The sequence below is a fragment of the Paraburkholderia sp. BL18I3N2 genome (assembly GCF_003001875.1).
Lineage (GTDB): Bacteria > Pseudomonadota > Gammaproteobacteria > Burkholderiales > Burkholderiaceae > Paraburkholderia > Paraburkholderia phytofirmans.
The window spans coordinates 401516-427845 of sequence record NZ_PVNC01000007.1 but is presented as its reverse complement, the minus strand read 5'-3'; the positions used below and the strand labels follow the sequence as shown (position 1 = coordinate 427845).

Sequence of the window (26330 nt, the reverse complement as noted above, 5' to 3'; positions counted from 1 at the left end):
GGGTAAGTGTTTGTTATGGCGTTGGTTTCCCGCTATAATCGCGTGTTTCAGTCGTTCCGAACCCCGGTTTTCAAGGATTCTAGTATGGTCATCATCCGCTTGGCTCGTGGCGGCTCCAAGAAGCGCCCGTTCTACAACATCGTCGCAACCGATTCGCGTAACCGTCGTGACGGCCGCTTCATCGAGCGCGTTGGCTTCTACAACCCGGTCGCTACGAAGGGTGAATCCCTCCGTATCGCTCAGGACCGCCTGACGTACTGGCAAGGCGTTGGCGCACAACTGTCGCCGACAGTCGAGCGCCTCGTGAAGGAAGCTGCAAAGGCGCAGCCGGCTGCTTAATGGTAGCTAGCATGCGTATCGTCGTCGGTTCGACCGGCGGCTCGCGCGGTGTGCGTGAGCAGTCCGATGCGCGAGTTGTTTTGCTGAAGCAGGCGTCGAGGCTGGCAGCGAGGTTCTCTTCGAGGTGTTCTTATGTCTGAGCGTGATTCCGGCAGTTCAGGTCGCGTAAAGGCAGTAGCGGCAGCGAAGGCAGCAGCCCCGCGCGCGAAGACGTCTGGTCAGGCGCCGTTCGGTGCATTCGTCCGCAAGCCGGTCGAAAAAGCCGAAGGCAAGGCGAAGGGCCAAGTTGCTAACGCCGGTTCCGGTGCGGCAGAAATGCGCATGGAAACGGTGGAAAGCTGGCCGGCCGATGCGGTCGAGGTCGGCGCAATCGTCGACGCTTACGGCCTCAAAGGCTGGGTCAAGGTGGCCGCGCACGCGGATGCCGGCCACGGTGGCGATGCGTTGCTGAGCGCGAAACGCTGGTGGCTGATCAAAGGCCAGGAGCGCAAATCGGCGCCGTCGTTGCAGGCGAAAATGCATAGCGACAGTGTGGTTGCCCATCTGGGCGGCGTCACTGACCGCGATGTGGCTCTGGCACTGCGCGGCTCCCGCGTCTATATCAGCCGCAGCGAATTTCCGGCTCTCGAAGCCGACGAATTCTACTGGGTCGACCTGCTCGGCCTGGATGTGGTGAACGTTGCCGGGGTCAATCTCGGCAAGGTTGCAGACATGATCGACAACGGTGCGCACTCGGTGTTGCGCATCGAATATCCGGATACCGACAAAAGCGGCAAGCCGGTCACCGGCGAGCGTTTGATCCCGTTCGTCGGCGTCTTTGTCAAAACGGTGGACCAGGCGGCGAAGCAGATCACTGTCGACTGGGAAGCTGATTACTAAATAATTTCGCTGAATGGAGAGAGCGATGCAGTTCGATGTCGTTACGCTCTTTCCTGACATGTTTCGCGCGCTGACCGACTGGGGTATCACCAGTCGTGCGGCGAAGCAGGAGCGCTACGGGTTGCGTACGTGGAATCCGCGCGATTTCACGACCGACAACTACCGCACGATCGACGATCGCCCATATGGCGGCGGGCCGGGCATGGTGATGCTGGCCAAACCGCTGGAAGACGCGATCGGTGCGGCGAAAGCGGCGCAGGCGGAGCAAGGCATCGGCGCGTCGCGCGTTGTGATGATGTCGCCGCAAGGTGCTACGCTGAATCACGACCGCGTCATGGAGTTTGCTGCCGAACCCGGCCTGATCCTGTTGTGCGGGCGCTATGAAGCGATCGATCAGCGTTTGCTCGACCGTGTCGTCGACGAAGAAGTCAGCCTGGGCGACTTCGTGCTGTCGGGCGGCGAACTGCCGGCCATGGCCTTGATGGACGCGGTGGTGCGTCAGTTGCCCGGCGTGCTCAACGACTCGCAGTCGGCGGTGCAGGATAGTTTTGTCGACGTGTTGCTGGATTGCCCGCATTACACGCGCCCCGAGGAATACAACGGCGTGCGTGTGCCCGATGTACTGCTCGGCGGCCATCATGCGGAGATCGAAGCGTGGCGCCGGCGTGAAGCCTTGCGCAACACGCTGAACAAACGGCCCGATCTGATCGTGAAGGCCAGAAAGAACAAGATGTTGAGCCGTGCCGACGAGGCATGGCTTGCGAGTCTCGCGAAGGAAGAGTCGAAGGCGTAAAGCCTTCGGTCTTTCAAGCGGACATTAGGCGGCGCCGCGCATGCGTGCACGGCGCCAGATGTGAACCCATCCTCTATCGGGGCCGTAGCCAAGTGTTTTCACGAGGCAGGTACGAACGCCGACAAGATGGACCTAGGAGTCAGTGATGAATCTGATTGCAATACTCGAGCAGGAAGAAATCGGCCGCGCCCTCGGCGAGAAGACCATCCCCGAATTCGCCCCCGGCGATACGGTGATCGTCAGCGTGAACGTGGTTGAAGGTACGCGTAAGCGTGTTCAGGCTTACGAAGGCGTCGTGATCGCCAAGCGTAACCGTGGTCTGAATTCGTCGTTCATCGTCCGCAAGATTTCGTCGGGCGAAGGCGTCGAGCGTACGTTCCAGACGTACTCGCCGCTGCTGGCAAGCATCGTCGTGAAGCGTCGCGGCGATGTGCGTCGTGCGAAGCTGTACTACCTGCGCGACCGTTCGGGCAAGTCGGCCCGGATCAAGGAAAAGCTGGTCGCGAAGAAAGACCGCGCTGCTCCGGAAGCGTAAAAGCTGTAAGAAAAAGCACCCCTCGCGGGTGCTTTTTTGTTTGCCAGGTCAAAATAGCGGCATGTCCCCTATCCGCTCATTTCGAGAGACCCGTTGACCCGCCCCGTCTTTGAGCCTGAAACCTTGCCTGTCGAAGCAACAGGCACCGATCTGCCGCCGGTGGCGGGCGACCGTCTCACGCCTGACGGCCTGCGCGCACGCTTCGAGCAACGCCTTGCCTGGACCCCCGAACTCGTCGTCGATGCGCCCTGGCGCGATACGCATGCCGATCCGCGAGTCGCGGCGGTGCTGGTGCCGCTGGTGGTCCGCGAACACGGCCTGACCGTGCTGCTGACTCAGCGTGCCGACCATCTGAACGATCATGCAGGCCAGGTGAGCTTTCCTGGCGGCCGTCATGAACCCTTTGACGCCGACGCTACGGCCACCGCACTGCGGGAAGCGGAGGAGGAGGTCGGTCTCGATCCATCGCGTGTCGAAATTCTCGGCGCATTACCCGACTATCTGACGGGCACCGGTTTTCGCGTCACGCCGGTGATCGGCCTCGTGCATCCGCCGTTCACGGTAAAGGCGGACGCGCTCGAAGTGGCCGAAGTCTTCGAAGTGCCGCTCGCCTTTCTGATGAACCCCGCGCACCACGAAGTCCGCGTGTTCCGTTATGAAGGCGGCGAACGGCGCTTTTTCGCGATGCCGTATCCGCGCGCAGCATTGGCCGAGGCCGATCCTGAAGTTGACGAGAGCAGCAGCGGAGTCGGGAGCCACTATTTCATCTGGGGCGCGACGGCCGCCATGCTGCGCAACTTCTATCGCTTCCTCGCGGCATGAGCCACGTGGGCTGTGCAGTTGTCAGGTGTTTGTCGAGGTCCGCGCTCAGTGGCATCCGACCCTGTGCTATCGTTATAAAATAATCGTAAAACTCGAAAAGCACGGCGCACCGCATGACTTTTTTCTCCGTATTGCTGGCTCTGATCATTGAACAGGTACGCGCGCTGTCGCCGAACAATCCGGTGTCCGCGTTGCTTCAATACCATGCGGAGTCGGCGGCGCACGGATTCGATGCCGGCAAGCCGAAACACGGCTTGCTCGCCTGGCTCGTGGTGGTGGTGCCGTGGACGCTGGTCGTCGCGCTCGTCTACTACGTGCTGTATCACATTCATTTTGCGCTGGCATTCCTGTGGAACGTCGCGGTCCTGTATTTCACGCTGGGCTTCCGCCAGTTCAGCCACTATTTCACGGACATCCACCTCGCGTTGAATAACGACGACGTGCCGCGCGCGCGTGAGATCCTGAACGAATGGACAGGGCTCGATACGGTCGATATGCCCGTCAGCGAGATCGTGCGTCATACGCTGATTCATGCGGTGGTCGCTTCGCATCGGCACGTGTTCGGCGTGTTCTTCTGGTTCCTGATTCCAGTCGGACCGGCGGGCGCGGTGCTGTATCGAATCGCCGAATATTTGGCGCGCACGTGGGCGCGGCCGGTCGACGATCGTACCGTCGCATTTTCGAGCTTTGCGCAGCGTGCTTTCTTCGTGATCGACTGGGTGCCGGCGCGGCTGACGTCGCTGGGCTTTGCGATCGTCGGTAATTTTGAAGACGCGATTTATGCATGGCGCAACCATGCGCGCCAGTGGCCGGATGCGAACGACGGCGTGTTGCTGGCCGCGGGCAGCGGCGCGTTGGGCGCACGTCTGAGCGGGCCGCTGGCTGAACCGTCGAGCCTCGACGCGCTCGCCACTGGCGACGGCGGCCCGATGCAGGTCGGCGACGACTGCACGCCGCGCACGCTGCAATCGGCCGTGGGCCTGGTGTGGCGCGCGGTGGTGCTGTGGATGATTTTGCTGCTGATGCTGACGATTGCGGTGTGGCTGGCTTGACGCCATCAAGCTAGCGCTATTCGCTGTAGAGAAACAAAGCCGCAATCCGGTATCAGTCTGCCGACCGACCCTACGTTTCGAAGAAGCGTAGGGTTTTGTTTTTAAGCGCGGGAAATCGCATCGTGGAGCGTATCGTCCCTTGGCCTTTTCCATTCATGCCGCGACACCGTACGCAACGCGCCGGTCAGCGATAAGCCGCTTCATCCGTCCAGCGGATCGCGTGCCGTCCCACACTGCCAGCAGACCGTAAACTGCGCCTCGAGCGCCTCGCCGCACTGACGGCACTTCCACCCAGGCGACCCCGCCGCCGGTCCATGCGAAGCTGCGTCGATCAACCTCCGCGCCATCGCCTCATCACGTTCATCGACGAGCCAAAGCTCCGGCGAGCACTGATCCGCCGGAATATCGCCGAGCGCGCCGTTCAGATAACGGTTGTGCAACTCGCAAGCAATGCCCGCGGTAGCCAGCACATTGACCCAATGCTGCCCGATGATGAGATTCGGCGCGCGCATCAGTTTCATGTCAGCGGACGATCTGGCTGGCTTCGTGCACGAGTTGCGCGTACAGCGCATGCCGTTCGCGGCGGATGCGCCCATCGGCCACGGCCTCGAGAATCGCGCAACCGGGTTCCTGCAAATGATGGCAGTTGTAGAACCGGCAGTTCGGCAGCAGCGGCCGGAACTCCGGAAACGCGCGCTCGAGCCGGCCTTCGGTTAAATGATGCAGGCCGAATTCCTGGAAGCCCGGCGAGTCGATCAACGCGCCGCCTTCGCTGTCCGCGCTATGAGGCAGCGGATAGAGACGCGTAAATGTCGTCGTATGGCGCCCGCTGTTCAATGCCGTCGAAATCTCGCGCGTGGCGACCTCGGCATCGGGAATCAGCAGATTCACGAGCGTCGATTTGCCCATGCCGGACTGGCCGAGCAGCAGCGTCGAATGACCCTGCAGATGTTCGATCAACGCGGCACGCGCGGCCTCGGGCTGCATCTTGATCGACACTTCCACGACCGTATAACCCAGCGCGCGATACGGCTCGAGCCGCTTGCGCGCGCCTTCGAGCGCATCGGTGACGTCGGTCTTGTTCAGCACGATCAGCGGCTTCAACTCGTTCGCCTCTGCCGCGACGAGGGCGCGCCCGAGCAGGTCTTCGCTGAAATGCGGTTCGGTGGCCAATACGACCAACAGCTGATCGAGGTTAGCAGCGAACAGCTTCGACTTGTACTGATCCGAGCGATACAGCAGATTGCGCCGTTCACCGATCTCGACGATCACGCCTTGGTCCGCCGAAGCCAGTTCATAAACCACGCGATCGCCGACGGCCACCTCGCTGCGTTTGCCGCGTGGGAAGCACTGGAGCATGGCGCCGCCGTCATCCGGCGCGACCAGATAGTGGCGGCCATGCGCGGCCACCACGAGCCCGCCTACGCGCGTGCTGGACGGCGCGCGCGGCGCTTTCGGGGAGCGGCCGCTCATGCGTGCCGCAGCAGGCGGTCGATCCGCTGCGACGCCGGCGGATGCGAGTAGTAGAACGCGGTGTAGAGCGGGTCGGGCGTCAGAGTCGACGCGTTGTCCTCGTACAGCTTGACGAGCGCGTTGACGAGGTCTTGCGCATCGGTCTGTGTCGCGGCGAACGCGTCGGCTTCGAACTCGTGCTTGCGCGAGCTGAGACTGCCCAGCGGCGTCACGAAGAACAGGAACACCGGCAGCGCGAGGAAGAACAGCACCAGCGCGAGGCCGCTATTGCCGCCGATCAGCGACGGCCGCACGCCCAGCCCTTCATAGAACCATACGCACTGCGTGAGCCAGCCGAGCAGGGCGAGCATCGCGAGACTGATCGCGAACGTGACGAGCATGCGCTTGATCACGTGACGGCGCTTGAAGTGCCCAAGTTCATGCGCGAGCACGGCTTCGATCTCATTGCCCGACAGACGCGCGAGCAGCGTGTCGAAGAACACAATCCGCTTGGCCGCGCCGAAGCCGGTGAAGTAGGCGTTGCCGTGCGCCGAACGGCGGCTGCCGTCCATCACGAACAGACCCTTGGCAGCGAAACCGCAGCGCTGCATCAGCGCCTCGATGCGGCTTTTCAGCGCCTCGTCCTTGAGCGGTTCGAACTTGTTGAAAAGCGGCGCGATAAACGACGGATACAGCACCAGCACGAGCATCTGGAAGACAACCCACACGACCCACGTCCACAGCCACCACAGACTGCCGGCCTGGTTCATCAGCCACAACACGACGAACAGCAGCGGCAGACCGAACGCGGCGCCGAGCAGCACGCCCTTGATCCGGTCGATGAAAAAAATGCCTTTGCTCATGCGGTTGAAGCCGAAGCGCTGCTCGACCACGAACTGACGATAGTAATCAAACGGCAGGTCGATCACGCTGGTGATCGCGATCACCGCGGCGACCAGCGCGATCTGGCCGATGTAACCGCGGCCGAGCCAGTCGGATATCCCCAGATCGAGCGCCTGCACGCCGCCGAGCAGCGTCAGTCCGATCAGCACCGCCGCGCTGACGACGATTTCGATCATGGTGAGGCGGGTGCGCTCGACGGTGTAGTCGGCGGCGCGCTGGTGCGCGGTGAGCGCGATGGTGCCGGCGAACTGGCTCGGCACCTGCTCGCGATGGCCGGCCACGAAGCGGATCTGCCGCGACGCGAGCCACAGTTTGGTGCCGACCATCGCCACGACGGCGACGACGAACAGAACGGTGAAGTACAGGGTAGGCATCCGGGGATTCCGTGGTATCTATGCGAGAATTATATGTTTCTTCCCGCCGCCCGGCGGGAACACGCTCAAACCAATCTCAAACGAACAATCGCCGTGGCAGACGGGCTTGCACTAAGCCGTTTGCGCGGCTCTCAGGGTTGCCTTCATGACTGACATCCTCACATCCACCGAACAGCCGCCGCTCGTGCGCAGCGACATGAATCTCGTCTGGCTGGACATGGAAATGACCGGGCTCGAGCCCGATTCCGACCGCATTATCGAAATCGCGGTGGTGGTGACGAATTCGACGCTCGACAGGCTGGTTGAAGGTCCGGTTCTGGCGATTCATCAGAGCGACGAGACGCTCGCCAAAATGGATCAGTGGAATCAGAACACGCATGGCCGCTCGGGCCTGATCGACCGCGTGAAGGCGTCCACAGTCAGCGAGGCCGACGCCACCGAACAGATTCGCGATTTCCTGAGCGTTTTCGTGCCGCTAGGCAAATCGCCGATGTGCGGCAACTCGATCTGCCAGGACCGCCGTTTCATGGCGCGCTGGATGCCGGATCTGGAGCGCTTCTTCCACTACCGCAATCTCGACGTCAGCACGCTGAAGGAACTGTGCCGCCGCTGGCAACCGGCCATCTACAAGGGCTTCCAGAAGCGCGCGATGCACACGGCGCTGGCCGATATCCACGAGTCGATCGACGAACTGAAGTACTACCGCGAGCACTTCCTGATTCCGTCGGTGCCGGACGCCGCCAACGGCGCGGAATAAGAACTCGCGAATAAAATCGCCTAGGCCGGCCGGGGCGCGCGCTGCGCGTTCTTCGGCCGGAACGCCTTCACCACGTCGGCGTTGGTTTCCACGTACGGTCCGCCGATCAGGTCGATACAGTACGGTACCGCGGCGAAAATGCCCGGCACCTTCACCGCGCCGCCTGCTTCGGCGTCGCGCAAACCTTCCAGCGTTTCCTTGATCGACTTCGGCTGACCCGGCAGATTGATGATCAGCGCCGCGTGCTCCGCCGTTTCGCGGATCACGGCGACCTGGCGCGACAGAATCGCGGTCGGCACGAAATTCAGGCTGATCTGCCGCATCTGCTCGCCGAAACCCGGCATTTCCTTGGTCGCCACGGCAAGCGTCGCCTCGGGCGTCACGTCGCGGCGCGACGGGCCGGTGCCGCCGGTGGTCAGCACCAGATCGCAGCCTACTTCGTCGACCAGTTCGGTCAGCGTGGCGGAAATGGTCGGCGCGTCGTCCTGAATCAGGCGCGTGACCACTTGCCACGGCGAAATCAGCGCCGCGCCGAGCCACTCCTGCAAGGCCGGAATGCCCTTGTCCTCGTACACGCCGGTGGACGCGCGGTCGCTGATCGACACGAGGCCGATCACGATTTCGTCGGGGTGCTTGCGTGCCGCCTTAGGCGTCGCGGTCGTCATCGTCGTCTTCGTCCAGGGCGTTGTCGGCGTCGGAATCGGTTTGCGCGGACGGTCCGTCCGCGTTCTTGATCCACTGGAACAGTTCGCGGAAGTAGCGCGGCGGCTTGCTCTGCTGCGCTTCCTTGCGGGCGTTGCGGATCAGCGTGCGGCCTTGCTGCGGGTCGGCGTTCGGGTGCTGGCGGATGAAGTCGGTCAGCGCGGCGTCGTCGGCGAGCAGTTTTTCGCGGGTGCGTTCGATCCAGTGAAGCTTGGCCGTTTCCGCTTTGTTGACGCCGTTATAGGTGTCGAGCGCGGTGCGCAGCGCGGCGGTCTCTTCGTCCAGCAGCGAGCGCATCACGCGGCCGACATATTGCACCTGGCGGCGTTTGCCTTCGTGGTCGGTTATGCGGCGCGCTTCACGCACGGCGTCGTCGAGCTTTTCGGGCATCGGCATGCGCTTGAGCGCGTCTTTGGGCAGCGCGATCAGCGCTGAGCCCAGTTCCTGCAGCTCGTGCATTTCGCGCTTGAGCTGGGACTTGCTGGGACGGTCGTAGCCGTTCTCGTCGACTTCCGGCTCGGCGGATTCGATGGGTTGAATGCGGGTTTTGCGTGTCATGCCGATATTGTAACGTGCCGCGCCCACCGAACCCGCGGTGCCGCCGCGGGCAAGATCTCGCGCATGGCGAAGCGATGACAATGCTGCGCCTCAGGCGGTGCCCGGCCGACGTGACGCGAGGCGCAGCGAATGCCAGGTACGGCGTCGCGTACCTTGCTATGATCGCGGGATACGTCACCGGACACACGCGCCAGACACACGCGCAGACGCGGGCGTGCGCGCAGGCGTCAGGCATGGGCGTGACCGGTGCGAACACAGCGATCATAGCGAACATAGCGAACCCACCCAGGGCCGCTCGGCCCCGAACAGGACGGCAACGACAATGGCAGCAGACATGGACGTCAAGCAGCGCTTTTTTCCGCATACCCAGGATGAACTGAAGGAAATCGCCTCGGACATCCTTCGTCACGCGAAGTCGCTCGGCGGAACCGACGCGGCGACCGAGATTTCCGAAGGCGACGGCCTGTCCGTCTCCGTGCGGCGCGGCGAAGTCGAGACGATCGAACACAACCGCGACAAGATGGTCGGCGTGACGGTGTTCATCGGCAACAAGCGCGGCAATGCGAGCACTTCGGATTTTTCATCGCAGGCTTTGAAGGACACGGTCGCGGCGGCCTACAACATCGCCCGCTTCACGGCGGAAGACGATTGCGCGGGTCTCGCTGAAGCGGAGTTGCTGGAAACGGCGCCGCGCGATCTCGATCTCTATCACCCGTGGAATCTGTCCGCGGACGAAGCAGTCGAAATCGCGCGCCGCGCGGAAGACGCCGCGTTCGCGACCGATCCGCAGATCAAGAATTCGGAAGGTGCGAGCGTCTCGGCGCAGCATTCGCAGTTCGTGCTGGCCACTTCGCGCGGCTTCCTGGCGGGCTATCCGTACTCGCGCCACTACATCGCGTGCGCGCCGATCGCCGGCAGCGCCCGCAACATGCAGCGCGACGACTGGTACACGTCCACTCGCAGCGCGGAAGAACTGGCCGATCCGGAAGCGGTCGGCCGTTACGCGGCGCAACGCGCGCTGGCGCGCATCGGCGCGCGCGGTCTCGATACGCGCAAGGTGCCGGTGCTGTTCGAAGCGCCGCTCGCCGCCGGAATTCTCGGCGCATTCGTGCAGGCCACGAGTGGTGGCGCGCTGTATCGCAAGACCTCGTTCCTCGTCGACAGTCTCGGCAAGCCGGTGTTCGCGCCGCACGTGCAAGTGGTCGAAGACCCGCATATTGCTCGCGCCATGGGCAGCGCGCCGTTCGACGAAGAAGGCGTGCGCACCAAACAGCGTTCGGTAGTGAAAGACGGCGTGGTGGAAGGCTATTTCCTGTCCACGTACTCGGCGCGCAAGCTCGGCATGCAGACCACGGGCAATGCCGGCGGCTCGCACAACCTGTCGCTGCGCAGCTCGAACACGCGTCCCGAAGACGACTTCGAAGAAATGCTGCGTAAGCTCGGCACGGGCCTGTTGCTGACCGAACTGATGGGGCAGGGCGTGAACTACGTGACGGGCGACTACTCGCGCGGCGCGTCGGGCTTCTGGGTCGAGAACGGCAAGATCCAGTATCCGGTCGAGGAGATCACGGTGGCGAGCACGCTGCAGGAGATGTTCCACCACATCGTCGCGATCGGCGCGGATACGATCACGCGCGGCACCAAGCAGACCGGCTCGGTGCTGATCGAACGGATGACGATCGCGGGGCAGTAAGCGGGTTTAGCCGCGGTCCGGCCGCGTTTTCAGTTGGCCCGTAAAAAGTAGAACGCCACGCGAGTCACTGCGTGGCGTTTTTTTTATGCATGATCAGACGGCAGCGCCGACCGTTTGCTTTGCGCGTGGCGCTAACATCTCAAGCCAAACAAGCCTTCAAGCGCCTTTGCGCTTATACGTCACGAACGCGTAATCGAAATCGTTCGGCGCATCCGCGCGATGCGTTTCATGCGCGACTTCTTCCCACTCGTTTTCATCGAGCGCCGGAAAAGTGGCGTCGCCTTCGAAGTCGGCGGAAATCTCGGTGATGATCAGCTTGTCCGCCTGCCGCAAACCTTCCGCATATAACTGCGCGCCGCCGATCAGAAACGCTTCCGGCGCCTGGTCCTGAGCGGCGAGCTTGAGTGCGTCCTCAAGCGTGGTGGCCGCGTCGCAGCCCTGGAAACGCCGCGTGGCATCCCGTGTCACGACGATGTTGCGGCGTCCCGGCAACGGCCGGCCGATCGACTCGTGCGTCTTGCGTCCCATGATGATGGGCGCGCCCATGGTGGTGCGCTTGAAGAACGCGAGGTCTTCGGGAAGTCGCCAGGGCAACTGGTTGTCGCGGCCGATCACGCCATTGTTGGCGCGAGCGACGATCAGGGTGAGCGTCGTCATCGAATGGAAAGGGGAACGTAACCGGACTGATTCTACCTGACGCACGGATTCGGGCCGCGGCGGCGGGTTTCGGTGCGTGGCCGCGCAGTCGGCCGGGTCGTGCCCGGCAAGCCCTGCGCTATCCGCAGCGGGATGCGGCTGCTCGATCTTGCTGTGTGACACGCATCACGCAGCTGCCAGCGCCGCCGGCAACGAGGTGGAGCGAGGCCACCCGCGACCTGCGTGCGCGCGGCGTCCGGTTTGAGGCAGTCATGTCGGTCCTTGCTCATGTCTTGTTGTCTTGCCTGCGGGCGGTGCATTCGCCGCACCGCCACCCCTGTTTGCTTTGCTAATCTGGCAGGCTAAGTTCTTTGGCTACTTTCTTTGATAGTTGGCGACGTTGCCTTGGGCGGCGCGTGCCGCGTCGATCGGAATCGGTAAAGGCGAGGGTGGGGCGATCTCGTCCCACAGCGTCACGTTGTTGCCGCCGCCGTTGCCGCGCATGAGCTGCGGCGCCGCGGCCACCATCACCGTGCCGACCGCGCCGCGGCGTTGCCTCGACAGCACCTGGTCGTCGAGCGAAAACTCGTTCGCGGATGCACCGTCGGCCGGAATGCTCGGCACGTTGGCGGCAAGCTGGGAGGACAGGGTGGCGGCGCGCGTCGTCGCATCGGATGAAGCGAGTGTGGCGAGCGATGCGTTCGGGAACGTGGCGGAGCCTGCATCGGCGGATTCCGTCAGCGTGGCGGATGGAACCTGTCCGGCTTCCTGTGCGTTGGCGCCAACGGGCAGCATGATCAGCGCGATTGCGGTGCAAAGTGCCGCGCATGGGGCAACGCTGCCCAAATCGATGCGGAATGCGAGTCGCATGATGTGTCTCCCTGGTGCACGCCATTTAGCGAAAGATGTGCCATCGTTCGCAATCCATTGATGGATCAGGGTGCGAGTCAAAACGTGGGAGTCACAATTGAGAAATCGGAAGAAAACGTTTCAACGCTGAAACGGTGAGCAGAAAATACCTGTAATTCGTTAATTCAGGCGGTACGAACTACCTTGCGCCCGACACCAGGAAAAGCGCTTCCACTAATGTTTTATTCGTCGGCTGAATAACTGTTTATTGCCCGCGGAGCCGCGCTGGGTAAGGTGCGAGCGATTAAATTCGCATAATTGTTTTCCAAGCGGCGCGCGTATAGTAAGCTCTCGAAAAAGAGCTTCAAATTTAAAAAAGCCCGCTAACGGGCCGTCTCAAACACACACGCCGCTTTCTTGGGGATCAGCTGTCCGTACGGAATGGAATGGCCGTTCGGTTTTTGCTATATCGCGAATCCCGAATGAGTCAGCGTGTCTGAATTTGTTTCAGGTGCGTGCGTCATCCTTAACGTTCGTTGACGAGAGGATCTGAATAATGGAACCCGCAACGCGGCAACTGATTTACGTTTCGCGCGATCCGAGCGCGGAGCTGAATACTCGGTTTCACCAGCGCGGCTGGCATGTCGAAGTCGTGGGGTCGGCGCGCGACGTGCGCCGTGCTGTTCGCGCCGGAATGGCGGCTGGCGGCCTGCTGGATCTGTCTAGCGAATTTCAGCCACACGAAATCGCCGCCTTCGAATCCTGCCTGACCATGCCGAACGTCGGCTGGGTCGCGGCCACCATGCCGGGACAACTGCAAGACGCCGCGTTGCGCCGGCTCGTGCGCGACTACTGTTTCGACTACGTCACGGTGCCGTATTCGGGCGACAGGATCGTCGATTCGGTGGGTCATGCGTACGGCATGATTTCCCTCGGCGAAACAGCTTCCAACGATGCATCGCAAGGCGCCGAAGGCGAAATGGTCGGCTCGTGCGACGCCATGCTCGCGCTGTTCCGTTCGATTCGCAAAGTGGCGATGACCGACGCGCCGGTTTTCATCTCGGGCGAATCGGGCACGGGCAAGGAACTGACGGCGGTCGCGATTCACGAACGGTCGGCGCGGCGCAATGCGCCTTTCGTGCCGATCAACTGCGGCGCGATCCCACCGCATCTATTGCAATCCGAACTATTCGGCTATGAACGCGGCGCGTTCACCGGCGCCAATCAGCGCAAGATCGGCCGGGTGGAAGCGGCGAACGGCGGCACGCTATTCCTCGACGAGATCGGCGACCTGCCGCTCGAAAGCCAGGCGAGCCTGCTGCGCTTCCTGCAGGAGCGCAAGGTGGAGCGGCTGGGTGGGCACGGCGCGATCGACGTGGACGTGCGCATCATCTCGGCCACGCACGTGGATATGACCGCGGCGATGATCGAAGGACGGTTCCGCTCCGACCTCTACCATCGTCTGTGCGTATTGCAGATCGATGAACCGCCGCTGCGCGCGCGCGGTAAGGATATCGAACTGCTCGCGCGGCACATGCTGGAACGTTTCAAGAAAGATGCAAGCCGTCGCTTGCGCGGCTTCGCGCCGGACGCGATCGCGGCGCTCCATAACTACGGCTGGCCGGGCAATGTGCGCGAGCTGATCAACCGCGTGCGGCGCGCCATCGTGATGTCGGAAGGGCGCGCGATCACGGCGCGTGATCTCGAGCTCGCCGAATACGTGGAGATCGTGCCGGTGTCGCTCGCGCAGGCGCGTGAAGCGGCCGAGCGTCAAGCTATCGAGCTGGCGCTGTTGCGTCACCGCGGGCGTCTTGGCGACGCCGCCCAGGAACTCGGCATCTCGCGCGTCACCTTGTACCGGCTGCTCTGCTCGCATGGCATGCGCCATATGGAAGGCGAGCCGCTCGCCACGCCGCACGGCGAATTGCCGGCTTCGGTGCCGCATCTGTAAATCGTTTGACGGGCCTCGCGAGTCTCGTGGGCCGGTAAACGATTTCAGCAGGACCCTTCAGCGTATCGAGCGATTCTTCGACCCCGCGACCGGTTTCATGCCGTGCGCTCGCGCCAATCTCGCAACACCTCGCCTCATCTTTTCTCGCGATCTTTCCGATGCCGCGCGTCACGCCCGGGCGTCGTCCCGCCGCGCTTGTTAAAATCGGGTTTTCCGCTCAATCTCCGTGGCGCCCGGATCAAGCCGGCACGCGTCTCGTCGAAGGAACCCGAATGAAACAATACCTCGACCTCGTCCGCACGATTCTCGACACCGGCACGTGGCAGGAGAACCGCACTGGCATCCGCACCATCAGCATGCCGGGCGCGATGTTGCGCTTCGACCTTCAGCAAGGTTTTCCCGCGGTCACCACGAAAAAGCTGGCGTTCAAATCGGCGGTGGGCGAACTGGTCGGGTTCCTGCGCGCTTCGCGCAGCGCGGCGGATTTCCGCGATCTCGGCTGCAAGGTGTGGGACGCGAATGCCAACCAGAATCCGCAATGGCTCGCCAATCCCTACCGGCAGGGTCCGGACGATCTCGGCGACGTGTACGGCGTGCAGTGGCGCCAGTGGCCCGCCTACAAGGTGCTGGACGCGAACGCGGGGGCGCAGCTGGCCGACGCGACCGCGCGCGGCTTCCAGGTGGTGACCGAATTCGAAGAAGACGGCAGCAACAAAATCCTGCTGTACAAGGCGATCGACCAGCTGCGCCAGTGTCTCGACACGATCATGCAGAACCCTGCGGACCGGCGCATTTTGTTTCATGCGTGGAATCCGGCGGTACTCGACCAGATCGCGTTGCCGGCTTGCCATCTGCTGTATCAGTTCCTGCCGAATGTCGTGACCAGGGAGATTTCGCTGTGCCTGTACATTCGCAGTAACGATATCGGGCTCGGCACACCGTTCAATCTGACCGAAGGCGCGGCATTGCTGCATCTGGTCGGTCGATTGACGGGATACACGCCGCGCTGGTTCACCTATTTCATCGGCGACGCGCACATCTACGAAAATCAGCTCGACATGTTGCAGCAGCAGCTCAAGCGCGAGCCATACGAAAGCCCAACCTTCGCGATCTCGGAGCGCGTGCCGGAGTATGAGAAAACCGGCGTGTACGAGCCGGAATGGCTTGAAAAGATCGAGCCGTCGGATTTCTCGCTGGTCGGCTACCGGCATCACGAGCCGCTCACGGCGCCGATGGCCGTTTGATCGTCGGCCGGGTCGGCAAGCGGCCCATTCGCATAAAGAAAAACCGCCGCGATGTAAATCGCGGCGGTTTTTTTTACGCTCTCTGCCGACTTGCAGGCGGAAGGCGGCTCAGCCTTTGCGATGCTCGTCGTGGTTGCCGCCGCCCGAATGCTGGTCACCGTGCTGCGGCTGTGCCTGAGGACGCGGCTGCTGCGCCTGCTGCGGACGCGGTTCCTGGTGCGGCTGCTGTTGAGGCTGCGGTTGCGGATGAAACTCCGGCCGGGGCTGTTGTTGCACCTGCTGCTGGCGCGGCTGCGGTTGAGGCTGCGGCTGCGGATGAAACTCCGGCCGAGGTTGCTGCTGCGCCTGCTGCTGACGCGGCTCCGGACGCGGTTCCTGGCGCGGCTGCTGCATCGGCTGCTGCACGGGCTGCGGATGATATTCCTGACGCGGCTGTTGCTGCGCCTGGGTTTCTGCCGGACGCGGCGCCTGCGGTTCAGGCTGACGCTGCATTTGGGCCTGCTGCTGCGGCGGCCGCGGTTGCGGCTGCGGCCGACTTTCCTGCTGACGCGCCTGCTGCTGCTGCTGCTGGGCCGCCGGATTTTCCCCGGGACTCGCCGCGCCGTGCTGCTGCGCGCCGGGCTGTTGCGCGAACTCCGGCCGTCCGGCCTGCGGCTGCGGACCACCGCGCTGCTGGGCTTGCTGCGCCATCGGCGTGTGCGGCTGAGTCCAGGCGGGCTCGTGACGCTCGTTCACGCCCGGCTGCTGACCCGCCTGGTGCGGTATTCCCCGCTGCTGCTGCTGTGCAAACCCCGCCTGATTGCCGCCGTTCGCTTGCGGCGGACGCGGCACACCGTTCGACGGATGTCCCGCCTCGCCAGGCTGCGGCCGCTGGTTGGCCATCTGCGGCGGCATGCCCGGCCGCGCTTGCGGTTCGCCGCCATGCGGTGCTTCACCCGGCCGCTGAGCGGCTTGCTGTTGCATAGCGCCAGCTCCACCCGGCGCACCCGGCGGCATCCCTGGACGCGCTTGCTGCTCTCCACCGCGCGGGGCTTCGCCCGGCCGCTGCTGCATCCCATTCGGTTCACCCGGCGCGCCCGCAGCCATGCCCGGCGCACGTCCGGCGATATGGGACTGCACGACCCGCACGTTCTGCACCGGCAGAGCGCTCGGTCCGCCCGCCATGTGCGCCGGCACCGAGGTCCGCACGATCGGCTGACCGCCGCCCGGCACCCGTCCGCCGCTTCGCGCGAAACGCTGCGCGAGGCTGTCGTGGTAGGCCGCCGGCATCGCCGGACTGCGCGTCGCCACCACCGGACGCGTCATCACCGCCGCCGGCGGCCGGTAATTCGCGTTGCGCTGGCCCGGGCCGAAACTCTCCCGCACCGGCGCGATGCCAGGACCGCCCGGGTTGATCTGCGCGTTGCGCCATTGCCGCGGATCGACCTTCTGGGCAAAGCGCCCGACCGGCTGTCCGTGCACGAAGGCCGTCGCCGGCACTGCGGTCACGGCGCCCGGCGCGCGGTAGTTGATGTACGTGTTGTGAATGTTGGTCACATTCACGTTGCGGTTGTAGTTGTTGACGATCGTCGTCCGGTTGACGCGGTTGTAGTAGCCGGGACTCCAGTGATCGTGACCGCCCCAATGCGGATGCCACGGCTCGCCCGGCCCGAGCGGGAACCACGCGACGCCGGCGGCGACCGCACCGCCGATCGCCAGATCCACACCCCAGTTCACGCCGCCGCCGCCGCCGCCCACGAAGGCAACGAGGGCCGGCGCGTAGACGGGCGGCTCGCTGACCGCCACCGGTCCCGGCACCCATGCCCACGTGTCGTCGACCTGAGCCCAGCGGCCGTAGTGGTAGGGCGCGAAGCCCCACGGCGCGTCGTCGACCCAGGTCCAGCCCCACGGCGCCTGCCAGACCCAGTGGCCGTCGTGATAGGGCGCCCAGCCGGCGGGCGTGCCGCGCGGCACCCATACTTCGCCGTATTGCGGCGAGCTTTGCCACGTGCCGTTGGCGTCGAGGTCCTGGTAGCCGGGAATGTCGCGCGACACGTAGCGCGCCGACACCGAGCGGTCTTCCGCCGCGTCGCGCCCGGCGGCCCACTGATCGAAGGCGTCGAGGCCGGGCGCGCCGTTGTCGGCGACCTGTTGCAGGTTGGTGCCGCCAAAGCGGATCTGCTGGCCGGCCGCGACCGGCACCTGGCCGCTGTCGCCGTATACCGTCGCGCCGCCGCTGCGCACGGTGACGGTCGTGCTGCTGCCGTCCGGCGCGACGTCGACGCGATAGTCGCCGGGACCGTTGAGGCTGAGTGCGAGATTCGGCGTATCGATCTCATAGGACGAACCCGGCGCGAGCTCGCGCACGCGCGCCGACAACGTGCCCTGCGCGACTTTGAGCTGGGCGCTGTTGTCGTCGAGATTGAGCAGGTCGAGACTGGTGGACGATCCAAGGCGCACCGCGGTCGAACCGATGTGGAGCTCCGAGCGGGCGTTCTGATCGTTCCACAACTGGTCGCCGGTGGTGAGCGGGCGGTTGATCTGCGCGTACGACCAGTCGGTGGCGCCGGCCGGTTCGGTTGTCACGGCGCCCGCCGTGTAGTTCAGGCGCGCGACGCGGCCAGGCGGATCGGTGTTCTGCGTGGCGGCGGCGCTCTGCGGCGCCTCCTCGATTTCCTGGGCGAAGGTGGCCTGGCCTGCCAGCAGGAAGGTGGCGGCTGCGATCAGCGTATAGCCGATAACCCGGCGGTTCGAATAGCGGCGTGGGTTGACTGTTCTCATGATTTATCTCCGACGGACGCGGCATCGTGCGGCATCCGTGCAGTCACTGTACCCGTGGCGTTTGTTTCAAGAGCCCCACTTTTGTAAGGCCGCCTCACCACCGTGTAACAAAAGGTCTCGACAAGGCGATTCGTAAGCTGGTTGCCGATTTCCTGTAAGCGCGTCAGGCAGTCAGCCGCGCGTCACGCAGCGAGAAACGCGTCGAAATGACGATGCCCGGCCGGCGTGATGCGCAGAATTCGCGGCCGCTCGGTGCGCTCGACCCAGCCGTGCGACGTCCACGAATCGAGCAGCGCAGCGCCGAGGGCGCCGCCCAGGTGCGGACGCCGTTCGCTCCAGTCGGGGCAGGTGCATGCAAAGCGGCGGCGCCGGGTTTTCTGGGCCGACATGTCGATGCCCCAGTCGGCGAGGCGGGCGACGCCATCGGCGGTGGCTTCCAGCGACGTGCCGTGCAGCGTCAGCAGGCCGCGTTCGACCAGCTGCTCGAACACGCGCACCGACAATTCGCCGGCCATATGGTCGTAACAGGTGCGCGCGTAGCGCATGTCGAGCGGCACGGTGCGCACCGGGCGCGGCACGGGACGCTGCGGCGCGCTGAGTTCAGCGACGTTGGCGAGCGCTTCGATCGACGCGGCGATGTCCGGCGACGCGATCCGGAAATAGCGATGCCGGCCGCGCACTTCGAGCGCGAGCAGGCCGCCGTCGGTCAGGCGCGCGAGATGGGCGCTGGCCGCCGACGGCGAGAGCCCGGCGATCATCGTCAGCTCACCGGCCGGGCGAGCGCTGCCGTCCATCAGAGCCCACAGCATGGCGGCGCGGCCGGGATCGGCGAGCAGTGCGCCGATGCGGCTCAAGCCGGGGAAATGGTTCTGGTTCTGTTCGTCTGCGAGGGTGGCGGGCATCTGATGTCTCCGGAGAGCGGCGCGTTTGTCGCGCGATGTAGTCCACTGTATCGGGCTGCGTGATTCGATGTTTCAGCTTAGCGTGAAGTGTCGAATGCGGCGGCTACGAAAACCTGGCAGACGGGGAGGGTGTTGCGGGTTCGGCGTCGGCCCCGGGCCGCGCTCCGGTGCCGCCCAAGACCGCCAGGCTAGAATCGAAGCCTGTCCTAGCAGGAAACACGCAGCCATGAAAACTCTTCTTGCCGTCCTTGCCGCAGCTTTGCTGCTCGGCGCATGCGCGCAGGGCGGCGCGGCGTCGGGATCGGGCGCGGGCACCGGCAGCATCACGATGTACGGCACCATCGACGAAGGCATCTCGGTCCGCAAATAGGCGAGCGGTCGGCGGCTAGTCACGGCTGGCAGAAATTGATGCATCATTGGCATCTCTGCCATCGGCGCTCATGTAACGATCGGGATTAACTCACTTCCACCGCCTTGCGGCCTATCGATGCCACCGTCCGCCGCTTCCACCGTTCCGGCCCATTCAACCGGCCTGCGCGACACCGATCCGCACGACCGGCGCGCCGCGCGCGTGCTCGCCGTGTGCCAGGCGCTGTACACCTCGTCGGTATCGATCGATCTGACGCTGACCGGCCTGGTCGGCTACACGCTTGCCGACGACAAAGCGCTCGCCACGCTGCCGTTCTCGCTGATCACCGTCGCCGCCGCGCTGACGACGATCTTCGCGTCGTTCCTGATGGCGCGCATCGGCCGCCGCGCGGGCTTCGTGCTCGGCGCGGGCGTCGGCGCGCTAGGCGGCGCGATTTCGGTGTGGGCGATCTTTCACCACAGTTTCTGGGCCTTCTGCGCCGGCACGTCGACAGTCGGCGTGTTCCAGGCGTTCGCGCAGTATTACCGCCTGGCCGCCGCCGACGCGGTCGGCATCGACGATAAAAGCCGCGCGATTTCGACCGTGCTGGCGGGCGGCGTGGTGGCCGCCGTTTGCGGGCCGCTGCTTGCCGCGTGGAGCAAGGACTGGCTGGCGCCGGTCGCATTCGCGGGTTCGTATGCGCTGGTAACGGGCTTCGGGCTTTTCTCGATAGCGTTGCTAACGCTGCTGTATCGCGACGCGGCGCCCATCGCGAGTACGGCGGCGACTCACGAGGCGGCGCGGCCGCTCGGCGAAATTGTGCGGCAGCCGATCTTCGCGGCGGCGCTCGCCAACAACGCGCTCGGCTACGCCGTGATGATGTTCGTGATGACCGCGACGCCGATCGCCGCGGTCGCCTGCGGCCACACGATCGGCGATGGCGCGCAGATCATCCAGTGGCACCTGGTCGGCATGTTCGCGCCGTCGCTTTTTTCCGCGCGGCTGATCAAACACTTCGGTGTGCTGCGGGTGATCGGCGCGGGCATTGCGCTGTCGGCGCTGTGCGGCGTACTCGCGTTGCGTTCGACCGATCTGCCGCATTTCTACGCGGCGCTCGCCTGTCTCGGCGTGGGCTGGAATTTCATGTTTGTCGGCGGCTCGACGCTGCTCGCGCAATCGTACCGGCCGTCCGAGCGGGCCAAGACACAGGCCACCAGCGAGTTCACGACGTTCGCGTTTTCCGCGCTGGGGTCGCTGTTCGCCGGTCAATTGCTGGCCCGTTTCGGCTGGGCGACGATCAATGCCGCGATATTTCCGCTGCTTGCGGCGGCGGCGCTGGCCACGCTCGGGTACGCGTGGTCGCGCAAGCGGCGGTTAATGGCGGAGATGTCCTGATGGCGGCGCGTCATATCGTTTTCGCGGTCGCACCGGATCTGGTGCTGCTCGACGCCTGCGGACCGCTGGAGGCGTTCTGGCGCGCGGAGTTGACGATCGCCGGGACGGCGGGAGCGGGAGTCGCTCAAGCCGTGGACAACGACGAGGGAGTCGCCCGCGACGCGGGCCGATCGGGCATATGCGGTAGTGCGGCGAATTCGGCTAGTGCAGGTAAGTCGGCGAGTTCGCCTGGCTCGGACGACGCGGCTAATTCGTACAGTGCGGCTAGTGCAGCCGGCCCGGCCAGTTCGCCCAGCCCGGGTAGCCGCGTACCCCAGCCGGTGGCCTACCGCACCACGGTCGCCTCGATCGACGGCGGCATACTGCAGACTTTCCCTGGCTTGCCGATCGTCACCGACCGGCTGGATTCGCTCGACGACCAGCCGATCGACACGCTGATCGTTCCCGGCGTCCCCGTCGACGAACATTGCACGCTGCAACCGGAACTCGTCGCGTGGATCCGGCGCCATGCGCCGCGTGCGCGGCGCGTGTGCTCGGTATGCACCGGCGCGTTCTATCTGGCGGCGGCGGGCCTGCTCGACGGCCGCCGCGCGACCACGCATTGGCGCGACGCGCCGCGCCTCGCGCGCCGGTTTCCCAACGTCCACGTGGATGCCGATCCGATCTTTATCCGCGATGCCGGCCGTCAGGAAGGCGATGGCGTCGTCTGGACGTCGGCGGGCGTGACGGCGGGCATCGATCTGGCGCTGGCCCTGATCGAGGAGGACGTCGGTCACGCGGTCGCGATGCAGGCGGCGCGGCGGCTGGTGGTTTTCATGAAGCGGCCGGGCGGGCAGTCCCAGTACAGTGCGGCGCTGGCGGCGCAGGCGTCGGCGAACGGGCCGTTCGAGGCGCTGCATAGCTGGATGACGGCGCATTTGCGCGACGACCTGTCGGTCGAGCGGCTCGCCGAACGAACCCGGATGAGCCCGCGCACCTTCGCGCGGCGCTACGTCGACGAGGTCGGCCGCACGCCGGCTAAAACCGTCTCGGCGTTGCGTCTGGAAGCGGCTTCGCGCGCGCTCGCCGAATCGCGCCGCCCGCTCAAGCGAATCGCGCTCGACTGCGGATTCGGCAGCGAACAGAACTTGCGGCGGGCTTTTCTGCGACGTTTCGGCGTGCTGCCGCTCGATTACCGCGAGCGCTTCATGTCGGCGGCCGCGCCGCAGAACGGGCCTGTTTCCGAGGCCGCCCCAGACGTTGCCGAGGCGAGTTGAGCGCGCATCCACAGTCGAAAGCTCCCCGCAAGCCAAACCCGCGCTCCCTCGGGACTTCTCCCACGCGCCGCATCCCAGCCACGACGGGTCAATATTGCGCTCGTATAATCGCCTCCTTTCAATGCATCCGATTGACCGGAGTCAAGATGAGCAACCCTTCCGTAGCGCCACTGGATCGTTCCGAAACCACTTTCCGCTTTCTGGCCGAGCCGAGCTCGGTCAATTTCGGCGGCAAGGTGCACGGCGGCGCGTTGATGAAGTGGATCGACGAAACCGCGTACGCGTGCTCGGCGGTGTGGTCCGGTCGCTACTGCGTGACGGTCAGCGTGGGCAATATCCGCTTTCGCCGGCCGATTCTGGTCGGTAACCTGGTCGAGCTGCGCGCCCGGGTCGTGGCCACGGGCCGCACCAGCATGCACATTCATGTTTCGGTGCAGGCGGGCGATCCGAAGGGCGGCGAACTGCTGCAAACCACGGATTGTCTGATCGTGATGGTCGCCGTCAACGAAAACGGCCAGCCGGTGCCGGTGCCGGCCTTCGTGCCGGAAACGGACGAACAGAAGCGCCTCGCCAGGTACGCGATAGACGTGAAGGAAGCGCTCGACGCGATCGTCGAACTGAAGCCGGAAGAGGTGGCGCAGGGGAAGGTTTAAGCGACGCCCGGAGGCGCCGCTCGCGGTCCGCGGGAAGTTGAAATCCGCGCGGACTGCTGTTGTTTTGAAGCACGCTGGGCTTGCGGCCTGCAAGTCAGCCAAGTCGGCCAGGCCGCCCGAGCGTGATCGCGCAGTTACCTAACTCGCCGAATTGCCGACCATATCCTTCGGCCGCACCCACTCATCGAACTGCTGCTCGGTGACGAAACCGAGCGCCAGCGCCGCCGCCTTCAGCGTGGTGCCTTCCTTGTGCGCCTTCTTGGCGATCTTCGCGGCCTTGTCGTAGCCGATGTGCGGATTGAGCGCCGTCACCAGCATCAGCGATTCGTTGAGCAAGGTATCGATGCGTTCGTGATTCGGTTCGATGCCGACCGCGCAGTTGTCGTTGAAACTGCGCGCGCCGTCGGCGAGCAGGCGGACCGATTGCAGCACGTTGTGCGCGATCATCGGCCGGAACACGTTCAGCTCGAAATTGCCGCTCGCGCCGCCGATATTCACCGCGACATCATTGCCGAACACTTGCGCGCACAGCATCGTCAATGCTTCGGATTGAGTCGGATTGACTTTGCCCGGCATGATCGAGCTGCCCGGTTCGTTCTCCGGAATCGACAGTTCGCCGAGGCCGCAACGCGGGCCGCTCGCGAGCCAGCGAACGTCGTTGGCGATCTTGTTCAGACTCGCCGCCACCGTCTTCAGCGCGCCGTGGGCGAATACCAGCGCATCGGCCGCAGCCATCACTTCGAATTTGTTCGGTGCGGACACGAACGGCAAACCGGTCAGCTTGCCAATAGCGGCCGCCACCTTGTCCGCGAACTGCGGATGCGCGTTCAAACCGGTGCCGACCGCGGTGCCGCCCTGCGCCAGTTCGTACAGATGCGGCAGCGCCGTTTCCACGTGACGAATGCCGTGATCGAGTTGCGCAACGTAGCCCGAAAACTCCTGACCGAGCGTGAGCGGCGTGGCGTCCTGCAAGTGCGTGCGGCCGATCTTGACGATGCCGGCAAACGCCTTCGCCTTGCCGTCGAGCGTGTCGCGCAGCGTCTTCAGCGCCGGCAGCAAATGCTTGACGATTGCATACGCCGCAGCCACGTGCATGGCGGTCGGAAACACGTCGTTCGACGATTGGCCGCGATTCACGTCGTCGTTCGGATGCACTTTGCGTTCTTCGCCGCGCACGCCGCCGAGCAACTCGCTCGCGCGATTCGCGATCACCTCGTTGAGGTTCATGTTGGTCTGCGTGCCGGAGCCGGTCTGCCAGACGGCGAGTGGAAATTCATCCGGATGCTTGCCGTCGATGATCTCGTCGGCGGCCTGCATGATCGCCTTCGCCTTGCTTTCGTCCAACACGCCGAGGCCCAGGTTGACTTCGGCGGCGGCGCGCTTGATGACGGCGAGCGCGACGATCAGTTCGGGCGATTGCTTCTCGGTCGAAATGCGGAAGTTCTGCAGTGAGCGCTGAGTCTGTGCGCCCCATAGACGGGCGTTCGGCACGGCGATCTCGCCGAACGTGTCACGCTCCATTCGTACGTCTTCAGTCATGTTCCACTCCGCTGATCAAAGTTCTGCGTTGACGGGCAATAGGGAGAATAGACCTGTTAGCGCGTTCCGGTACAAGCCGGCCTGTGGATCGAATATGTAGGTGCGGCGCGTGCCGTTTTCGACGTCGGTCCACACGAGCGGCGAGAGCGGCGCGCCGATCGAGCGCAGGTAGGCGAGTTGCGCGTCGTCGGCGAGCGTGACCCGGTAGCTTTCCTCGGGGCCGGTAGCGCGCTCGAAGATTCCCGCGACCTGTTCGGCGAGCGCCGGACTGTGGATCACCAGCGCCAGTTCAGTGTTCAGATTGGCCGAACGCGGGTCGAGATTCATCGAGCCGATCACCAGAATCTTGCGGTCGATCACATAGGTTTTCGCATGCAGACTGGCGCGCGACTGCGAGCCGGCCACGCCCGCGGTGGGCGTGTCCTGCTGCGGCCTGAATTCGTATAACTCGATGCCCTGTTTCAGCAGCGGCACCCGGAACGGACTGTAGCCCGCCTGCACGGCGACCGCGTCGGTGGCGGCGAGCGAATTGGTCAGCACGGCGATGCGAACACCGCGATGCGTCAGTTCCCCGGCCGCCTTGACGCCCGAATCGTGCGGCACGAAGTAGGGCGAAATGATCAGGAAGTCCTTCTGCGCGTCGTGCATCAATTCGCGGAGCCGCTGCATCGGCGGACTCACGTAATCCGGCGACGGATGCACGATCTTCTCCGGCAAGTCCGCTTTGAATTCGGCCGGCGCCCAGGTCAGGCCGAGCTGATCGTTGGCGATCTGCGTAGCGAGCGGCGTTGCGTTCAGCGGCTTGGCGTTGTACGGATCGGCGTTGGTGCGCCAGTGTTGACGCAAGTCGTCGCGCGTCTGGTCCAATTCCTTCGCGTCGAACTTCTGCTTGTTCAGCACGCGCAACGGATAGGCGATGCTGCTGTTCCAGTAGTCGTCAAAACTTGCGGAAACGTCGGCGGTGATCGGGCCGGCGGCCAGCACGTCGAGATCGCGGAACTGCAGCGTTTCGCTCGCGCTGAAGTATTCGTCGCCGAGATTGCGGCCGCCCACGATCGCGATCTGGTTGTCCGCGATCATCGCCTTGTTATGCATGCGGCGCGTGAAATGGCCGATCTGCGTGAACACGTTGGTCGTGCGTTCGAATACGCCTTGCTGCGCGCTGCCGAACGGATTGAAGACGCGAATCTCGATGTTGTCGTGCGAGTTCAAGCCCGCCATCAACTGGTCGATGTCCTTGAAGTTCAGGTCGTCGACCAGCATGCGCACCCGCACGCCGTGGTCGGCCGCATAGAGCGCGGCGCCGAGCAGCAGCTTGCCGGTGGTGTCCTCGTTGGCGATGTAGTACTGCATGTCGAGGGTCTTGGTCGCGGCGCGCGCAAGCGCGATGCGCATCTGCAAGGCGTCGGTGCCGCTTGCGAGGACACGGAAACCGGATTGATCCGGATGCGCTGCTTCGAGCGGCGCGAGCGCCGTATGCAGCGGTGTTTTTTCCGTGGCGGGGAGTGCGTGGGTGACTTGACGGTCGAATGCGGTGGCGGGAGGCCTTGTCGCGCAGGCAGTCAAAAATGCCGTTGCGCAACACAGCAGGAAGAAATGTCTCGTTGTTCCCCAGGCGGACTTGCTTCGGGGTATGCCGGACGCGCGCGAGCGTTGCAGTGCGGCCCAGCTTTGATCTTGATGCGACGGCACGCGTTTCCCCTAGTTTGTTGGTTTCTCATGGCGGCAGCGGGTGAATGGCTCACGCTGTCGAGAAATGCATTCTAAGGGGAATCAGGCTGACGGGCTTTTGTTCTTGCAGATGGTCGCGGCGACGGCATTTTCGCGTTGGATCACGCGCGTTGCGAGGTCTGCCGTTACGTTGTGGACGCAACGGCAGAAGTAATCGTCGACTGCACGATCGTGCAGGCTATGCACATCGAGATCCTGAAACAGGC

25 protein-coding genes are annotated in these 26330 nt (G+C 64.3%); 14 read left to right on the top strand and 11 right to left on the bottom strand.

Annotated elements, in window-relative coordinates; translation table 11 throughout:
* Positions 1 to 84 precede the first annotated feature (84 nt).
* The 6 genes from rpsP (at position 85) to B0G75_RS21710 (ending at position 4420) form a co-directional block, all read left to right on the top strand.
* Entirely contained in the window at positions 85 to 339 is a 255-nt protein-coding gene (gene rpsP, locus B0G75_RS21735; RefSeq protein WP_007180912.1) for a 30S ribosomal protein S16, read from the top strand.
* Positions 340 to 471: 132 nt separating this feature from the next.
* Entirely contained in the window at positions 472 to 1218 is a 747-nt protein-coding gene (rimM, locus tag B0G75_RS21730; RefSeq protein WP_106309980.1) for a ribosome maturation factor RimM, read from the top strand.
* A 25-nt stretch (positions 1219 to 1243) separates the two neighbouring features.
* Positions 1244 to 2011, top strand: coding sequence for a tRNA (guanosine(37)-N1)-methyltransferase TrmD (gene trmD, locus B0G75_RS21725; RefSeq protein ID WP_106309977.1), 768 nt, complete (start codon positions 1244 to 1246; stop codon positions 2009 to 2011).
* A 145-nt stretch (positions 2012 to 2156) separates the two neighbouring features.
* Positions 2157 to 2546, top strand: a complete 390-nt coding sequence (rplS, locus tag B0G75_RS21720) for a 50S ribosomal protein L19 (RefSeq protein ID WP_012433948.1) — start codon at positions 2157 to 2159, stop codon at positions 2544 to 2546.
* Positions 2547 to 2639: 93 nt separating this feature from the next.
* Positions 2640 to 3368, top strand: coding sequence for a CoA pyrophosphatase (locus B0G75_RS21715; RefSeq protein WP_106309974.1), 729 nt, complete (start codon positions 2640 to 2642; stop codon positions 3366 to 3368).
* A 113-nt stretch (positions 3369 to 3481) separates the two neighbouring features.
* Complete coding sequence (locus B0G75_RS21710) at positions 3482 to 4420, top strand: CobD/CbiB family protein (RefSeq protein WP_012433946.1); 939 nt, start codon at positions 3482 to 3484, stop codon at positions 4418 to 4420.
* 200 nt (positions 4421 to 4620) lie between these two features.
* Here B0G75_RS21710 and B0G75_RS21705 read toward each other — a convergent pair whose 3' ends face one another.
* Genes B0G75_RS21705 through B0G75_RS21695 form a run of 3 tightly spaced genes read right to left on the bottom strand, consistent with a single transcriptional unit; the run spans position 4621 to position 7149 of the window.
* A complete protein-coding gene (locus B0G75_RS21705; protein ID WP_106309971.1) occupies positions 4621 to 4941 on the bottom strand; it encodes a putative signal transducing protein in 321 nt (106 codons plus the stop codon).
* A 1-nt stretch (position 4942) separates the two neighbouring features.
* Entirely contained in the window at positions 4943 to 5893 is a 951-nt protein-coding gene (rsgA, locus tag B0G75_RS21700) for a ribosome small subunit-dependent GTPase A (protein WP_106309968.1), read from the bottom strand.
* Entirely contained in the window at positions 5890 to 7149 is a 1260-nt protein-coding gene (locus B0G75_RS21695) for a M48 family metallopeptidase (protein ID WP_106309965.1), read from the bottom strand. Before B0G75_RS21695 ends, rsgA begins: the two co-directional genes overlap by 4 nt.
* Positions 7150 to 7294: 145 nt before the next feature.
* On the opposite strand from B0G75_RS21695, the gene orn reads away from it, so the two are divergent.
* Complete coding sequence (gene orn / locus B0G75_RS21690; protein ID WP_106309963.1) at positions 7295 to 7906, top strand: oligoribonuclease; 612 nt, start codon at positions 7295 to 7297, stop codon at positions 7904 to 7906.
* Positions 7907 to 7926: 20 nt separating this feature from the next.
* On the opposite strand, the gene mog is transcribed toward orn, so the two are convergent.
* On the bottom strand, positions 7927 to 8571 hold the full coding sequence (gene mog / locus B0G75_RS21685) for a molybdopterin adenylyltransferase (protein ID WP_106309960.1): 645 nt from the start codon (positions 8569 to 8571) through the stop codon (positions 7927 to 7929).
* The gene (yjgA, locus tag B0G75_RS21680; RefSeq protein WP_106310128.1) at positions 8552 to 9166 is read right to left on the bottom strand and encodes a ribosome biogenesis factor YjgA; all 615 of its coding nucleotides are present in this window, start codon (positions 9164 to 9166) and stop codon (positions 8552 to 8554) included. Before yjgA ends, mog begins: the two co-directional genes overlap by 20 nt.
* A 322-nt stretch (positions 9167 to 9488) precedes the next feature.
* Here yjgA and pmbA point away from each other — a divergent pair, with 322 nt between their 5' ends.
* Entirely contained in the window at positions 9489 to 10859 is a 1371-nt protein-coding gene (gene pmbA / locus B0G75_RS21675; RefSeq protein WP_012433939.1) for a metalloprotease PmbA, read from the top strand.
* Between the two features lie 156 nt (positions 10860 to 11015).
* On the opposite strand, the gene B0G75_RS21670 is transcribed toward pmbA, so the two are convergent.
* Positions 11016 to 11516, bottom strand: a complete 501-nt coding sequence (locus B0G75_RS21670; protein WP_106309958.1) for a dihydrofolate reductase — start codon at positions 11514 to 11516, stop codon at positions 11016 to 11018.
* A gap of 354 nt (positions 11517 to 11870) precedes the next feature.
* A complete protein-coding gene (locus tag B0G75_RS21665; protein ID WP_106309955.1) occupies positions 11871 to 12365 on the bottom strand; it encodes a hypothetical protein in 495 nt (164 codons plus the stop codon).
* A gap of 535 nt (positions 12366 to 12900) precedes the next feature.
* Here B0G75_RS21665 and B0G75_RS21660 point away from each other — a divergent pair.
* Positions 12901 to 14295, top strand: a complete 1395-nt coding sequence (locus B0G75_RS21660; RefSeq protein ID WP_106283797.1) for a sigma-54 dependent transcriptional regulator — start codon at positions 12901 to 12903, stop codon at positions 14293 to 14295.
* A gap of 272 nt (positions 14296 to 14567) precedes the next feature.
* Positions 14568 to 15539 (top strand): thymidylate synthase, encoded by a 972-nt coding sequence (locus B0G75_RS21655; RefSeq protein ID WP_106309952.1) that lies wholly within the window; start codon positions 14568 to 14570, stop codon positions 15537 to 15539.
* Between the two features lie 108 nt (positions 15540 to 15647).
* Here B0G75_RS21655 and B0G75_RS21650 read toward each other — a convergent pair whose 3' ends face one another.
* A complete protein-coding gene (locus B0G75_RS21650) occupies positions 15648 to 18299 on the bottom strand; it encodes a DUF6600 domain-containing protein (RefSeq protein WP_106309949.1) in 2652 nt (883 codons plus the stop codon).
* 182 nt (positions 18300 to 18481) lie between these two features.
* Positions 18482 to 19201, bottom strand: a complete 720-nt coding sequence (locus B0G75_RS21645) for a helix-turn-helix transcriptional regulator (protein WP_106309946.1) — start codon at positions 19199 to 19201, stop codon at positions 18482 to 18484.
* Between the two features lie 226 nt (positions 19202 to 19427).
* Between B0G75_RS21645 and B0G75_RS40760 the strand changes: the two genes are divergently transcribed.
* The 4 genes from B0G75_RS40760 to B0G75_RS21630 all read left to right on the top strand — a co-directional run bounded on the left by B0G75_RS40760 (position 19428) and on the right by B0G75_RS21630 (position 22854).
* Entirely contained in the window at positions 19428 to 19571 is a 144-nt protein-coding gene (locus B0G75_RS40760) for a hypothetical protein (protein WP_012433925.1), read from the top strand.
* A gap of 117 nt (positions 19572 to 19688) precedes the next feature.
* Positions 19689 to 20945 (top strand): MFS transporter, encoded by a 1257-nt coding sequence (locus tag B0G75_RS21640; protein WP_106309943.1) that lies wholly within the window; start codon positions 19689 to 19691, stop codon positions 20943 to 20945.
* On the top strand, positions 20945 to 22201 hold the full coding sequence (locus tag B0G75_RS21635) for a GlxA family transcriptional regulator (protein WP_106309940.1): 1257 nt from the start codon (positions 20945 to 20947) through the stop codon (positions 22199 to 22201). The genes B0G75_RS21640 and B0G75_RS21635 overlap by 1 nt, the downstream gene beginning before the upstream one ends.
* Positions 22202 to 22347: 146 nt before the next feature.
* A complete protein-coding gene (locus tag B0G75_RS21630) occupies positions 22348 to 22854 on the top strand; it encodes an acyl-CoA thioesterase (protein WP_012433922.1) in 507 nt (168 codons plus the stop codon).
* Between the two features lie 138 nt (positions 22855 to 22992).
* On the opposite strand, the gene fumC is transcribed toward B0G75_RS21630, so the two are convergent.
* Both fumC and B0G75_RS21620 read right to left on the bottom strand, forming a co-directional pair.
* Positions 22993 to 24393 carry a class II fumarate hydratase gene (gene fumC / locus B0G75_RS21625; RefSeq protein WP_106309938.1) on the bottom strand — a complete coding sequence of 467 codons (1401 nt, stop codon included), beginning with the start codon at positions 24391 to 24393 and terminating at the stop codon, positions 22993 to 22995.
* A 15-nt stretch (positions 24394 to 24408) separates the two neighbouring features.
* Positions 24409 to 26028: a phospholipase D family protein gene (locus B0G75_RS21620; RefSeq protein ID WP_106310125.1), complete on the bottom strand. Its 1620-nt coding sequence runs from the start codon at positions 26026 to 26028 to the stop codon at positions 24409 to 24411.
* Positions 26029 to 26330 lie beyond the last annotated feature (302 nt).

What these genes read in the sequence shown, in the direction of transcription:
- rpsP (WP_007180912.1), top strand. Translation starts at nt 85, where the DNA reads ATGGTCATCATCCGCTTGGCTCGTGGCGGCTCCAAGAAGCGCCCGTTC.
- rimM (WP_106309980.1), top strand. Translation starts at nt 472, where the DNA reads ATGTCTGAGCGTGATTCCGGCAGTTCAGGTCGCGTAAAGGCAGTAGCG.
- trmD (WP_106309977.1), top strand. Translation starts at nt 1,244, where the DNA reads ATGCAGTTCGATGTCGTTACGCTCTTTCCTGACATGTTTCGCGCGCTG.
- rplS (WP_012433948.1), top strand. Translation starts at nt 2,157, where the DNA reads ATGAATCTGATTGCAATACTCGAGCAGGAAGAAATCGGCCGCGCCCTC.
- B0G75_RS21710 (WP_012433946.1), top strand. Translation starts at nt 3,482, where the DNA reads ATGACTTTTTTCTCCGTATTGCTGGCTCTGATCATTGAACAGGTACGC.
- B0G75_RS21705 (WP_106309971.1), bottom strand. Translation starts at nt 4,941, where the DNA reads ATGAAACTGATGCGCGCGCCGAATCTCATCATCGGGCAGCATTGGGTC.
- rsgA (WP_106309968.1), bottom strand. Translation starts at nt 5,893, where the DNA reads ATGAGCGGCCGCTCCCCGAAAGCGCCGCGCGCGCCGTCCAGCACGCGC.
- B0G75_RS21695 (WP_106309965.1), bottom strand. Translation starts at nt 7,149, where the DNA reads ATGCCTACCCTGTACTTCACCGTTCTGTTCGTCGTCGCCGTCGTGGCG.
- orn (WP_106309963.1), top strand. Translation starts at nt 7,295, where the DNA reads ATGACTGACATCCTCACATCCACCGAACAGCCGCCGCTCGTGCGCAGC.
- mog (WP_106309960.1), bottom strand. Translation starts at nt 8,571, where the DNA reads ATGACGACCGCGACGCCTAAGGCGGCACGCAAGCACCCCGACGAAATC.
- yjgA (WP_106310128.1), bottom strand. Translation starts at nt 9,166, where the DNA reads ATGACACGCAAAACCCGCATTCAACCCATCGAATCCGCCGAGCCGGAA.
- pmbA (WP_012433939.1), top strand. Translation starts at nt 9,489, where the DNA reads ATGGCAGCAGACATGGACGTCAAGCAGCGCTTTTTTCCGCATACCCAG.
- B0G75_RS21670 (WP_106309958.1), bottom strand. Translation starts at nt 11,516, where the DNA reads ATGACGACGCTCACCCTGATCGTCGCTCGCGCCAACAATGGCGTGATC.
- B0G75_RS21665 (WP_106309955.1), bottom strand. Translation starts at nt 12,365, where the DNA reads ATGCGACTCGCATTCCGCATCGATTTGGGCAGCGTTGCCCCATGCGCG.
- B0G75_RS21660 (WP_106283797.1), top strand. Translation starts at nt 12,901, where the DNA reads ATGGAACCCGCAACGCGGCAACTGATTTACGTTTCGCGCGATCCGAGC.
- B0G75_RS21655 (WP_106309952.1), top strand. Translation starts at nt 14,568, where the DNA reads ATGAAACAATACCTCGACCTCGTCCGCACGATTCTCGACACCGGCACG.
- B0G75_RS21650 (WP_106309949.1), bottom strand. Translation starts at nt 18,299, where the DNA reads ATGAGAACAGTCAACCCACGCCGCTATTCGAACCGCCGGGTTATCGGC.
- B0G75_RS21645 (WP_106309946.1), bottom strand. Translation starts at nt 19,201, where the DNA reads ATGCCCGCCACCCTCGCAGACGAACAGAACCAGAACCATTTCCCCGGC.
- B0G75_RS40760 (WP_012433925.1), top strand. Translation starts at nt 19,428, where the DNA reads ATGAAAACTCTTCTTGCCGTCCTTGCCGCAGCTTTGCTGCTCGGCGCA.
- B0G75_RS21640 (WP_106309943.1), top strand. Translation starts at nt 19,689, where the DNA reads ATGCCACCGTCCGCCGCTTCCACCGTTCCGGCCCATTCAACCGGCCTG.
- B0G75_RS21635 (WP_106309940.1), top strand. Translation starts at nt 20,945, where the DNA reads ATGGCGGCGCGTCATATCGTTTTCGCGGTCGCACCGGATCTGGTGCTG.
- B0G75_RS21630 (WP_012433922.1), top strand. Translation starts at nt 22,348, where the DNA reads ATGAGCAACCCTTCCGTAGCGCCACTGGATCGTTCCGAAACCACTTTC.
- fumC (WP_106309938.1), bottom strand. Translation starts at nt 24,393, where the DNA reads ATGACTGAAGACGTACGAATGGAGCGTGACACGTTCGGCGAGATCGCC.